Consider the following 12,392-nt stretch of genomic DNA (forward strand, 5'->3'; position numbering starts at 1 on the left):
GCAATGTTTATGCAACACCCTTTTTTAAAGCACCTGTTCACTCTGGTGGCCGCGCTGGTGTTCAGTACTGCGGTTTTTGCGGACGGTGAGGGCACCGATGGTGCCGCCGCTGAGCTGGCTTCGATGCTCAAGAGTTACGATTCCTACCAGGCCGATTTTATTCAGATTGTGGTGAATGAAAACGGGAACAAGGTCCAGGAAACCCAGGGTACGCTGAAAGCCAAAAGGCCAGGTCTGTTCTACTGGGAAACCAGTGAGCCGTTGTCCCAGTTTATTGTCAGTGATGGCAAAAAGGTTGAAGTCTACGACCCCGACCTGGAGCAGGTTACCGTTCATACCCTGGAAGAGCAGGTTAAATCCACGCCGGCATTGTTGCTCAGTGGTGAGGTCAATAACCTGGAGGACACCTATCGCGTTTCGCAGCGAAAGGTCGGTGACAATACCCGGGAGTTTACTCTCGAGCCAAAGAGCCCGGATTCACTCTTTACCTCCCTCAGGCTGACCTTTTTCAAGGGTGAGCTCCAGGAAATGCGGATGCAAGACTCCCTGGCCCAGCTGAGTGTCCTGAGCTTTGACCGGATCAGGCTCAACGAGCCCGTAGAAGCCGGGGCATTCACCCTCGACTACCCGGAGGGTGTGGATATTATCCGGGACGGAGCCTGATGCAGGACAGCCTGTTTACCGAATCCGCTGGTTTCCGGCCCCTGGCCGCGCGGATGCGGCCGGCAACGCTCGACGACTATGTCGGGCAGGCCCATCTGGTTGGGCCCGGAAAACCGCTGCGTCGGGCGGTAGAGCAGGGCCAGCTTCATTCCATGATCCTCTGGGGGCCTCCCGGAGTCGGTAAGACAACGTTTGCCCAGTTGCTGGCTAACGTCAGTGATCTCAGTTTTGAAACCGTCTCTGCAGTATTGAGTGGGGTGAAGGAAATACGGGCCGTGGTGGAGCGTGCCCGGAACCGTAAGCAGTCCCAGGGCCGGGATACACTGCTTTTCGTGGATGAAGTACACCGGTTCAACAAAAGCCAACAGGACGCGTTTCTCCCCCATATTGAAGACGGTACCTTCATCTTCGTCGGCGCTACCACTGAGAATCCCTCCTTTGAACTGAACAGCGCTCTGCTGTCCCGGACTCGCGTTTACGTCCTCAAGAATCTCGAAGAAGAGAATATTCTCCAGATGTTGCGCCGGGCGCTGGTCGCTGAGGAGGGGTTTGGCGGGCGCCTGCAGGTTGGCGAAGAGGTGCTGACACTCATGGCCACGGCATCCGGCGGTGATGCCCGCCGTGCGCTCAATATCCTGGAGGTGGCCGCCGATCTGGCCGAGCCGGACGAATCCGGGGTGGACCGGATAACCGCCGATCAGCTTGAGCAGGTCATGCAGACCAGCCTGCGCCGGTTCGACAAGGGCGGTGATGTTTTTTATGACCAGATTTCCGCCCTGCACAAGTCGGTGCGGGGTTCCGATCCGGACGGGTCACTCTACTGGCTCTGTCGGATGCTCGATGGTGGCTGCGATCCTCTGTATGTTGCCAGGCGGCTGGTCCGGATTGCCAGTGAAGACATCGGAAATGCCGATCCCCGGGCCCTTCAGCTCAGTATGGATGCCTGGGATGCCCAGGAAAGACTCGGGTCTCCGGAAGGGGAGCTGGCACTTGCCCAGGCGGTTACCTATCTGGCAATGGCACCAAAGAGCAATGCCGTCTATAACGCCTTCAACCGTGTCATGGCGGATATACGCCAGGACCCGGATTACGACGTACCAGTGCACCTGCGCAATGCACCTACCAAGCTGATGAAGAGTATGGGGCACGGTGATACCTACCGATATGCCCATGATGAACCCGAGGCCTTTGCTGCCGGGGAATCCTATCTGCCCGAGGCGATTCATCAGCGCCGCTATTATGAGCCGGTGAACCGCGGGCTCGAAATCAAACTGGCCGAGAAGCGCCAGCGACTGGACGCCCGAAACGCCGAAAGCCCCCGCAAACGCTACACCTGAGCTTTTTGCTGCGGTAGCCACCAGCGCCAGTGCAGGTATAATGGCCAGTCACTCAAAACATCGCTAACCGGAAGATTCAGGATAATCATGCTCGATCCCAAACGTGTCCGTACCCAGACAGAAGAGATCGCCCGTCGGCTGGCCGTCAAGAATTTTGAATTCGATACCGCCACCTTCGAGCAGCTTGAGGAGCGCCGTCGTGCCATTCAGGTCCGGACGGAAACCCTTCAGAGCGAGCAGAACAAGCGATCCAAATCGATCGGAAAGGCCAAGGCTGCCGGCGAGGATATCCAGCCTCTGCTGGACGAAGTGGAAGATCTGAAGAAACAGAAGTCCGAAGCAGAAGACGAGCTTCGAACCCTGCAGGAAGAGCTCAATGCCTTCCTGGCCGGAATTCCGAATCTTCCGGATGAGGACGTGCCTGCAGGCGACAGTGAGGACGATAACGTCGAGATTCGCACCTGGGGTACACCCAGAAGTTTCGAGTTCGAACCGAAGGATCATGTAGCTCTGGGTGAGGGGCTGAAAGGTCTGGACTTCGAGACTGCGACCCGTCTGGCCCACTCCAGGTTTGCGGTCATGCGCGGCCCGGTTGCGCGGCTGCACCGGGCGCTGGCCCAGTTTATGCTGGATCTGCACATTCGGGAACATGGCTATCTGGAAACTTATGTGCCTTACCTGGTCAATGCCGATAGTCTGTATGGAACCGGCCAGTTGCCAAAATTTGAGGAAGACCTGTTCAAAACCGAGGGTGAGCATCCGCTGTACCTGATCCCCACGGCCGAAGTGCCTGCCACCAACCTGGTGTCAGACTCGATCCTCGATGCCAGTGAGCTGCCGCTGCAGATGGTTTGCCATACGCCATGCTTCCGGAGCGAAGCCGGTTCTTATGGCCGCGACACCCGTGGCATGATCCGTCAGCACCAGTTCGACAAGGTGGAGCTGGTACAGGTGGTCCGTCCGGGCGATTCGGAAGCCGCGCTGGAGGCCCTGACCGGTCACGCTGAAAAGGTACTGCAGCTGCTGGAGCTGCCTTATCGCGTTGTTTTACTTTGCGGGGGCGACATGGGCTTTTCCGCGGCCAAAACCTACGATCTGGAGGTCTGGCTGCCGGGGCAGGACAAATTCCGGGAAATCTCCTCCTGCTCCAACACCCGCGATTTCCAGGCACGCCGCATGCATGCCCGTTGGCGTAATCCTGAAACCGGAAAACCCGAACCGGTTCATACCCTGAACGGATCGGGGCTTGCTGTGGGCCGTGCGCTGATTGCCGTCATGGAGAACTACCAGCAGGCCGACGGCAGTATTCTGGTACCGGACGTTCTCAAGCCGTACATGGGAGGTATTGAAAGAATCCAATGAGTGATCAGGCAGAGCGCGCACCAGGGAAGGGCGTTGGTGCAACCCCTGCACCGGTAAGGTACAGGGTTAACCCGGTTACCTCGAATCCAAACACATCCGCCGGCGAGGTAGCGCTTGTTGGCGCGGGCCCCGGGGACCCTGAACTGCTGACACTCAAGGCATGGAGGCTGATCACGTCTGCTGAGGTGGTGCTCTACGATCGCCTGGTCTCGCCGGAAATACTGGCGATGATCCCCGATACAGCCGAGATGATTCACGTCGGCAAGCAGCGGGCCAACCATACCCTGCCGCAGGATCAGATCAATCAGCGATTGGTGGATCTTGCCCGACAGGGCCGGAAGGTCGTCCGCCTCAAGGGAGGTGATCCCTTTATTTTCGGTCGCGGTGGTGAAGAAATCGAGACCCTGGCCGATGCCGGCGTCCGGTTCCAGGTGGTACCCGGTATTACCGCTGCTTCCGGGTGCGCTGCCTATGCCGGTATTCCGTTGACCCATCGGGATTACGCGCAATCGGTCCGCTTTGTGACCGGGCATCTGAAAAATGACACCTGTAATCTTCCCTGGAAGGATTTCGTCCAGAACAACCAGACCCTGGTGTTCTACATGGGGCTTGTCGGCCTGCCAATCATCTGCCGTCAGCTCGTGGCGCACGGCATGTCACAGGATATGCCCGTGGCGTTGGTGTCTAAAGGGACCACCAGGGATCAGCGTGTGGTGACAGGCAATCTCTGCACTATCGTGGAAAGGGTTGAAGCGGAGGCCGTACAGCCCCCGACTCTGGTCATTATCGGCCATGTGGTGGCGCTCAGGGAGCGGTTGGACTGGATCGGCGGAGTGATGACGGGGAGCTGAAGCTCCCCGTTTCAGTTCTGACGTCCTGATCAGCCGATCTTGCGCTTGGGGAGAACGTCTTTGAGTTTGTCGCGCATATCGCGGATGGCCTTTTCTGTCGTTGGCCAGTCGATGCAGGCGTCGGTCACGGATACACCGTATTTCAGGTCCGCCAGGTTTTCCGGGATAGACTGGTTGCCCCAGTTGATGTTGCTTTCCACCATCAGACTCTGGATGGAGGTGTTGCCCTCGAGGATCTGGTGGGTCACATCCTGCATCACCAGGGGCTGGATAGCCGGATCCTTGCTGGAGTTGGCGTGGCTGCAGTCGATCATGACGGACTTGCGAAGCCCCGCCTTGTCCAGCGCCTGCTCGCACAGAGCCACGCTGACGGAATCGTAGTTGGGCTTGCCACCGCCACCACGCAGAACAACGTGGCCGTAGTTATTACCCTTGGTGCGGATAATGGCCACCTGGCCCTGCTGGTCGATACCCAGGAAACTGTGAGGGTGGGAAACGGATTTCATGGCATTCACGGCAACATCAAGGCTGCCATCGGTGCCGTTCTTGAAACCAATTGCCATGGACAGGCCGCTGCTCATTTCCCGATGCGTCTGCGACTCTGTGGTACGGGCGCCGATCGCTGACCAGGCAATGGTATCCTGCAGATACTGGGGAGAAATCGGGTCGAGAGCTTCGGTCGCTGCCGGAAGGCCCAGCTCGTTGATATCCAGCAGCAGGCGACGGCCAATGTGAAGTCCTTGCTCAATATCAAACGTATCATTGAGGTGCGGATCGTTGATCAGGCCTTTCCAGCCAACCGTTGTGCGGGGCTTCTCGAAATAGACACGCATGACAATCAGAAGGGTATCGCTGACTTCCTCGGCAAGCTTTTTCAGGCGTGCAGCGTAATCCCTGGCCGCCTCGACATCGTGAATGGAGCAGGGACCCACCACCACGAAAAGCCGGTGGTCTTTGCCATCCATGATGTCGTAGATGGCCTGACGTCCCTTTGAGACGGTTTCTGCGGCCTTGTCGGAGAGTGGCATCTCCTTCTTCAGCGCTTCAGGAGTGATCAGTGCTTCCTGGCTCGCCACATTCAGATTCTCTAGTTTGTTGCCCGACATGTTGTTCTGCTTCCCCGATTCTGATCGTTGCAGCCCTGGTGGACCCTTGAATTTGCCAACAGGATTGCAGATTAACGCGAATAACGCCGGTGCACGGTTGCGGTAAACCCCGACGAGTTGGTTATACTGCGTTATTTACAGGGCCTTTTCAACGCTTCTTGAGTATGGGGAACGGATGTCGCAAAACAGGCAGAGACCGAAGGATGTGCCTTCCGTGGCAGCGGTTTCAGGCAAGATTGATGATGTTCTGGACGGCATCCGTGTTCCTGACCTTCCATACCCGGCTGGCAAGCTCGAACCGGACGCTGTCAGCGACTGGCGGCCGCTGCTGATTTCCTGCTGGTCCGAACAGCGAGATGAGCGTGTGACCCATGTGATCCGGTCGGTACACCTGGAATGGTCCGCCCGTCAGGTCAACGCCGCCTATGTCGCTGATCGCATCATGGATGTCTTCCTGAAAACCAGCGGCCTGCATCCGGGCCTCGCACGCCGCGTGGCGAGGCTGCGCTTCTACCTGGCCTGGCGGATGAACCTTGAAGGCAGGATGGCCTTCAGCAAAACCCTGTTGTCGTGGCTCGACAGCCTTCAGGAATGGCGCGGCTGGAGCGATTCCGGGGGCCGTTCTTCCAAAGTGCTGTTGGACCAGCTTGATGCCCTGGTTATCGCGGTTTCGGCAAGTTTTGAGTCGGGCAATACGGATTCTGTCGAGGACTTTTGCCGGCAGTGGCAGGACGATTCGGCGAAAAGAAATGCCCAGGCGGGCAAGCTCCGACAGCGCCTTCTGGAAACCGAGCAGGGGGCGGCAAAACAGCGCAAGGCAGACCAGACGTCCCGGGCGCTGATCGGCCGTGCACTCCAGGGGCGAAGGCTTCCGGTACCTGTCGTCCGGTTTATTCTGGATTACTGGCAGGGGCTGCTTAAACAGTCGGTCTGGGATTCAGGTCTTGAGAGTGACACTTTCCGGCACGGGAGCAAGTTGCTGGAATGGCTGGTCTGGATTGGCGATCCATCGCTATCCGACAAGGACAGGAACCGCCTCTATCACGTGGGTGAACAGATTGGCGACCGGATTCTTGATGTCTGGAAGCGTGTATACCACGAGGCGTTACCTGCGGAAGCTTTGTCGGGAATTGAGGCGGTGATGGTCTCCCGGCTTCGGGGAGAGGCGCCGGATCTGGTGGAAGCGCTGTCTGCGGCGGGCAGTTTCCAATGGGACAGTAGCTGGCTGGGCTTCGAGGCACCAGCCAGAGAAGCGTTCGAGCCGTTTGAAGGCCAGTGGTTTGTCGAAGGTGAGGGCGCACGCGAACAGCGTCGGTTTTTCTACGCATTCCTCCCGGAATCTGCAGAAATTCTCTGGACCAATGGCGTCGGGGTAAAATTGGGGTTGCAGACCTGGAACGAATTTCAGTCAGCTCTGGCGCAGGAGCAGATTCGTCCGCTGCCACAGTTGACTCCGTTTGGAACGGTACTGGCGGAAACCGTAGCGGTGCTCGCTGGCGTCTGCGAGAAACAACGCCGACAGCGGGAGGCAGCAGCGGAGGCCGCAAGGGTCCGGGCCGAGGAATTGAGGCGGGAAAAAGAAGCGGCCGAGGAACGTCGGAAGGCTCAGGAAGCAGAACGGGAGGCCGAGCTCCAGCGACAGCGTCAGGCTGCTGAAGAACAGCGCATCGCCGATGAAAAAGCCGAACAGGAGCGGATCCGGAAGGAGCGAACGCTCCTGGCAGAAAAACAGGTGGATGCCATCAAGCTCGGTGGCTGGATCGTTGTGGAACCTGATGACGATTCGGACGAGCCCACCCGCCTGAAACTGGCTGTGCGCATCAATGCGTCCAGAAAGCTGGTGTTTGTTGATCGCCTGGGTCTGAACCGACGGGAGTTCCTTGAAGACGCCCTGGTGGAAGGGATTGTTTCCGGAAGAATCCGCGTTCTTGGAACCTCCGCCGAATTTGATGACACGCTGAGCCGTGTGGTTGGCCGTATCCGCGTTGGCCGCAACTGATATTGCCGAAGCAGGAAGAACAACAATGGCAGATAATGATTATAGCTTTGGAACCCGGAACGAACTCCCCCTCGATCAGGATAATCGTGCAGATTACCGCCTGACAGCCCGGGCCCGGGCGATTCTGGAACTTGAATCCGGCATGCCGGAAGATAGCCCTGCGGAGGCGAGGGAGCTTGTCTGCGGAATTCGTGACATCTCGGCGAGTGGTCTTTGCCTCTCTTCTGCCGAGGCGCTGTCTTTGGGTGCCCTGTTACCGGCAAAGGTGTTTCTCGGTAACCACACCGAACCGTTCGGATTAATGGTAGAGGTTGTCTGGTGCCGGCCCAATGAGTCCGGGTTTCTGGTGGGGGTACGGATTATCGAGTCCGACGAAACCGCCTATGTCGAATGGATGGAGGCGGTAGCTTCTGCGATGGCCCAGGAATAAAGGTATCGCGCCAAATTCAACAAAAAGAGCCGGCACACAGCCGGCTCTTTCGCTTCCAGACGGGGAAACTTACTCTTCCAGTTCACCCATGCCGGTGATGTTGAAGCCCGCGTCCACATACATGATCTCGCCTGTGATCCCGCTGGCCATATCCGACCCCAGGAAGGCGGCGGCGTTACCCACTTCATCGATCGTGACGTTACGACGCAGGGGAGCGCGCTTGGCGTTTTCAGCCAGCATTTTGCGGAAGCTCTTGATGCCAGAGGCGGCCAGGGTTTTGATCGGACCGGCGGAAATGCCGTTCACGCGAATGCCGTCACGGCCCAGGCTGGCAGCCATGTAACGAACGTTGGCTTCCAGGGAGGCCTTCGCCAGGCCCATCACGTTGTAGTTCTGCAGCACCTTTTCAGCGCCCAGGTAGCTCAGGGTAATGAGGGAGCTGCCTTCATGCATCATGCTGCGAGCACCCTTGGCGAGAGCAACAAAGCTGTAGGAGCTGATGTCGTGGGCAATGCGGAACCCGTCGCGGGTGGTGACGTCTACATAGTTGCCATCCAGCTCGTGGCCAGGGGCGTAGCCAACAGCGTGCACAATGATGTCAATGTTGTCCCAATGCTTGCCCAGCTCCTTGAAGACGTTCTCGATTTCCTCATCGCTGGCGACGTCGCAGGGGAACGTCAGCTTGCTGCCCCATTGCTCCGCGAATTTCTCAACCCGTGGCTGCAGCTTTTCATTCTGGTAGGTGAATGCCAGTTCGGCGCCTTCCCGTGCAAAGGCCTCGGCGATGCCGTACGCAATGGACAGTTTGCTGGCTACGCCAACGATCAGTGCTTTCTTGCCACTGAGGATTCCCATGGGTCGTTCTCCCTGTGTTCCTGATTTTGGTGCATTATCCCTGAGTGCTCTGGCCGGGGTAACGCTCAAATAGTCGTAGTCGGGTTCTGGTAAAAGAACGCGGCACTCAGCAGCTCCCGGGTGTAGTCCGCACGGGGCGCATGGAAGATTTCCGCGGCGTCCCCGTACTCCACAATCCGGCCGTGCTGCAGCACCAGCAACTTATGGCTGAGGGCGCGTACAACGGCCAGATCGTGGCTGATAAAGATATAGCTTAGACCATAACGGGTCTGGATATCCCTCAACAGTTCAATCACCTGCTTCTGAACCGTGCGGTCCAGAGCCGAGGTAGGTTCGTCCAGTATGATCAGCTCGGGCTGAAGGACCAGCGCCCGTGCGATGGCAATGCGCTGGCGCTGTCCCCCTGAAAATTCGTGGGGGTACCGGTGCCGGGCATCCGGGTCCAGGCCTACATCGGTCAACGCCCGGATCACTTTCTGTTCATGCTCGGCGGTGTTTCCGGCGTCGTGGATTTCCAGGCCTTCACGAACAATTTCCGCAATCGACATTCTCGGGCTCAGACTCCCGAAGGGGTCCTGGAACACAATCTGAATCCGGCGGCGCCAGGGACGGAACTGCTTCTGGTTCATGAATGCCAGTTCTTCACCGGCCAGTCGTATACTCCCGGTACTTGCGGTCAGTTTCAGCAGGGCGTGGCCGATCGTGGTTTTGCCGCTGCCGCTTTCTCCGACGATCCCGAGAGTTTCACCACGATTGAGTCGGAAATCCGCGCTCTGCACGGCATGAAAGGATTCCTTCACCTTGCCCAGGAGACTCTTGCGGATCGGGAAGCGCACATCCAGGTGTTCAACGGCGAGCAACGGCTCTGCGCGCTTACCCAGGGCCAGGGGAGCTTCAGGAGGTTCGGCATCCAGGAGCTTTCGGGTATAAGCGTGTTGTGGGCTGGCGAACAGAGTGTCGGTATCGGCTTCTTCTACGAGTTTCCCGTGCTCCATCACCGCCACCCGGTCCGCGTAGCGCCGCACGATGGTCAGGTCATGGGTGATCAGCAGAATGGCCATGCCCAGCTTCTTCTGAAGATCCCTGAGCAGCTCAAGAACCTGTTTCTGAACCGTGACATCCAGCGCGGTTGTGGGCTCATCCGCGATCAGCAAGTCTGGCTCGTTGGCCAGGGCCATGGCGATCATCACACGCTGCTTCTGTCCGCCTGACAGCTGGTGGGGGTAAGCACCTAACTTGGACTCCGGGGCCTGTATGCCCACCAGTTCCAGCAGTTCCAGACACCGTTGCCTGGCCTGAGGACCCCGCATCCCCTTGTGCAGCTCCAGGGTTTCGCCGATCTGCTTTTCCACGGTGTGCAACGGGTTCAGGGAGGTCATTGGCTCCTGAAAGATCATCCCGATCTCCCGGCCACGAATCTGGCGCATCCGTTTCTCGGTGGCAGCGAGCAGGTCCTCACCCCGGTAGCGGATTTGTCCGCTGGGGTAACTGACGTGGCGAGCATCCAGAAGGCGCAGGATCGAAAGTGCGGAAATGGATTTCCCGGAACCACTTTCGCCCACCAGAGCCAGGGTCTCGCCTTCGTGAACAGACAGTGAAAGGGATTCAACCGCTGCGGGCCCCTGATCGAAGCTGATGGAAAGGTCTGAGATCTGAAGCAATTGGTTCATATCAGCTCTTCCTTGGATCAAAGGCATCACGTACGGCCTCGCCGACAAACACCAGCAGGGTAAGCATCAGGGACAGCGAGACGAAGGCCGAGATCCCAAGCCAGGGTGCGTGCAGATTGGCCTTGCCCTGGGCAATCAGCTCACCGAGGGAGGGGGACCCCGAAGGCAGGCCAAAGCCGAGGAAGTCCAGGGAGGTCAAACCCGTGATTGCACCCGTGAGAATGAACGGCATGAAGGTAAGGGTAGCCACCATGGCATTGGGCAGGATATGCCGGAACATGATCTTGCGGTTATCCAGGCCGAGAGCCCTTGCGGCTTTCACATACTCAAAATTCCGGGCCCGCAGGAATTCCGCACGGACCACATCTACCAGCCCCATCCAGCTGAACAGCAGCATGATGCCCAGCAGCCACCAGAAGTTTGGCTGGACAATGCTGGAGAGAATGATCAGCAGGTAGAGCACCGGCAGACCGGACCATATTTCGATAAAGCGCTGGCCCAGAAGATCGATCTTGCCCCCGTAAAAGCCCTGGATGGCACCGACAACCACACCCACAATGCAGCTGGCGATCGTCAGAGTCAGGCCAAACAGCACTGAAATGCGGAAACCGTAAATCACCCGGGCGGCGACATCGCGGCCCTGGTCGTCGGTACCCAGCCAGTTTTCGGCGCTGGGTGGTGCCGGTGAGGGCACTTCAAGATCATAATTGATGGTGTCGTAGCTGAAACGGATTGGCGGCCAGACCATCCAGCCATTGGCACTGATTTCATCGGCGATGAAGGCGTCCCGATAGTCCGCTTCTGTGGGCAGGAAGCCGCCAAAGGTCTCTTCCGGAACCGACTCGACCACCGGAAAATACAGATCGCCCTTATAGGAAACCACCAGGGGGGCATCGTTGGCGATCAGTTCCGCGACCAGCGTCAGTCCGAAAAGAGCCAGAAACACCCACAATGACCAGAATCCGCGCCGGTTTTTCCGGAAGTTTCTGAGGCGTCTCTGCTGAATAGGTGTGAGGGAACGCAACTTCACGCGCCCTCCCGGCTTTCAAAATCAATGCGTGGATCCACCAGTACATAGGTGATGTCGCTGATCAGTTTCAGGATCAGCCCCATCAGAGTGAATATGTACAGGGTGCCGAAGATGACCGGATAGTCCCGGTTCAGGGCCGCTTCAAAGCCCAGCAGTCCCAGCCCGTCCAGGGAAAAAATCACTTCAATCAGCAGCGATCCGGTAAAGAACAGGGCGACCAGAACCCCGGGCAGGCTGGCAATGACGATCAACATGGCATTACGGAAGACGTGGCCGTACAGCACTTCCTGCTGGTCCAGACCCTTGGCGCGGGCGGTTACCACGTACTGCTTGCCGATCTCATCGAGGAACGAGTTCTTGGTGAGAAGGGTCAGGGTGGCGAAACCACCGATGACGTTGGCGGTGACCGGCAACGCCAGGTGCCAGAAGTAATCACCGATTTTCTGATACCAGTTCAGTTCATCAAAATTGGACGAGGTGAGTCCACGCAGCGGGAACCAGTCAAAATAGCTGCCACCGGCGAACAGCACGATCAGCAGAATGGCAAACAGGAAGCCGGGGATGGCATAGCCCACCACGATAGCGGAGCTCGTCCAGACGTCGAACCGGGAGCCGTCAGTGACGGCTTTTCGGATACCCAACGGGATGGAAATGAAATAGATGATCAGCGTCGACCACAGGCCCAGTGAAATGGAAACGGGCATTTTATCCAGGATCAGTTCGATAACGCTCTTTTCCCGGAAGAATGAATCGCCGAAATCAAAAGTGGCGTAATCCCCGAGCATCATGAAGAACCGCTCGTGTGGCGGCTTGTCGAAACCGTACATCACTTCGATTTCTTTCAGCAGTTCCTCGGGTATGCCCCGTGATCCGCGGCTGTCTCCGGAGGAGTCGGCTACCTCGCCAGCGCTGCCGCCACCAGATGCCCGCGCGAGGGCACTTCCGCCGTGGCCTTCCATCTCGGCAATCAGCTGCTCAACCGGGCCTCCGGGGGCGGCCTGTACGATAACAAAGTTGAGCAGCATGATCCCGATCAGCGTGGGGATGATCAGAGCCAGACGCCTGAGTATGTAGATGCCCATTTAGCGG

At 58.0% G+C, this 12,392-nt stretch carries 10 protein-coding genes and 1 pseudogene; 6 read left to right on the forward strand and 5 right to left on the reverse strand.

Annotated elements, in window-relative coordinates:
- Positions 1-9: 9 nt before the first annotated feature.
- From lolA to cobA, 4 genes and pseudogenes are all read left to right on the forward strand, one after another.
- Complete coding sequence (gene lolA, locus ACESMK_RS10575; RefSeq protein WP_372998010.1) at positions 10-663, forward strand: outer membrane lipoprotein chaperone LolA; 654 nt, start codon at positions 10-12, stop codon at positions 661-663.
- Positions 663-2,000, forward strand: a complete 1,338-nt coding sequence (locus ACESMK_RS10580) for a replication-associated recombination protein A (protein ID WP_372998012.1) — start codon at positions 663-665, stop codon at positions 1,998-2,000. Before lolA ends, ACESMK_RS10580 begins: the two co-directional genes overlap by 1 nt.
- Before the next feature lie 87 nt (positions 2,001-2,087).
- Positions 2,088-3,362 carry a serine--tRNA ligase gene (gene serS, locus ACESMK_RS10585; protein ID WP_372998014.1) on the forward strand — a complete coding sequence of 425 codons (1,275 nt, stop codon included), beginning with the start codon at positions 2,088-2,090 and terminating at the stop codon, positions 3,360-3,362.
- A 95-nt stretch (positions 3,363-3,457) separates the two neighbouring features.
- Positions 3,458-4,213 (forward strand): annotated as a pseudogene (gene cobA / locus ACESMK_RS10590) (uroporphyrinogen-III C-methyltransferase); the annotation flags it as partial.
- 29 nt (positions 4,214-4,242) lie between these two features.
- On the opposite strand, the gene ACESMK_RS10595 reads toward cobA, so the two are convergent.
- Positions 4,243-5,319: a 3-deoxy-7-phosphoheptulonate synthase gene (locus ACESMK_RS10595; RefSeq protein ID WP_372998016.1), complete on the reverse strand. Its 1,077-nt coding sequence runs from the start codon at positions 5,317-5,319 to the stop codon at positions 4,243-4,245.
- A gap of 175 nt (positions 5,320-5,494) precedes the next feature.
- Here ACESMK_RS10595 and ACESMK_RS10600 point away from each other — a divergent pair, with 175 nt between their 5' ends.
- Together ACESMK_RS10600 and ACESMK_RS10605 are read left to right on the forward strand one after the other, a co-directional pair.
- Positions 5,495-7,318: a DUF1631 family protein gene (locus ACESMK_RS10600; RefSeq protein ID WP_372998018.1), complete on the forward strand. Its 1,824-nt coding sequence runs from the start codon at positions 5,495-5,497 to the stop codon at positions 7,316-7,318.
- A gap of 25 nt (positions 7,319-7,343) precedes the next feature.
- The gene (locus ACESMK_RS10605) at positions 7,344-7,748 is read left to right on the forward strand and encodes a PilZ domain-containing protein (protein ID WP_372998020.1); all 405 of its coding nucleotides are present in this window, start codon (positions 7,344-7,346) and stop codon (positions 7,746-7,748) included.
- Between the two features lie 69 nt (positions 7,749-7,817).
- Here ACESMK_RS10605 and ACESMK_RS10610 read toward each other — a convergent pair whose 3' ends face one another.
- The 4 genes from ACESMK_RS10610 to ACESMK_RS10625 form a co-directional block, all read right to left on the reverse strand.
- Complete coding sequence (locus ACESMK_RS10610; RefSeq protein ID WP_372998022.1) at positions 7,818-8,603, reverse strand: enoyl-ACP reductase; 786 nt, start codon at positions 8,601-8,603, stop codon at positions 7,818-7,820.
- 65 nt (positions 8,604-8,668) lie between these two features.
- On the reverse strand, positions 8,669-10,273 hold the full coding sequence (locus ACESMK_RS10615; protein ID WP_372998024.1) for an ABC transporter ATP-binding protein: 1,605 nt from the start codon (positions 10,271-10,273) through the stop codon (positions 8,669-8,671).
- 1 nt (position 10,274) lies between these two features.
- Complete coding sequence (locus ACESMK_RS10620) at positions 10,275-11,297, reverse strand: ABC transporter permease (RefSeq protein ID WP_372998298.1); 1,023 nt, start codon at positions 11,295-11,297, stop codon at positions 10,275-10,277.
- A gap of 2 nt (positions 11,298-11,299) precedes the next feature.
- Positions 11,300-12,385 carry a microcin C ABC transporter permease YejB gene (locus ACESMK_RS10625; protein WP_372998026.1) on the reverse strand — a complete coding sequence of 362 codons (1,086 nt, stop codon included), beginning with the start codon at positions 12,383-12,385 and terminating at the stop codon, positions 11,300-11,302.
- Positions 12,386-12,392: the final 7 nt, after the last annotated feature.

This window comes from Marinobacter sp. (genome assembly GCF_041687235.1).
Classification (GTDB): domain Bacteria; phylum Pseudomonadota; class Gammaproteobacteria; order Pseudomonadales; family Oleiphilaceae; genus Marinobacter.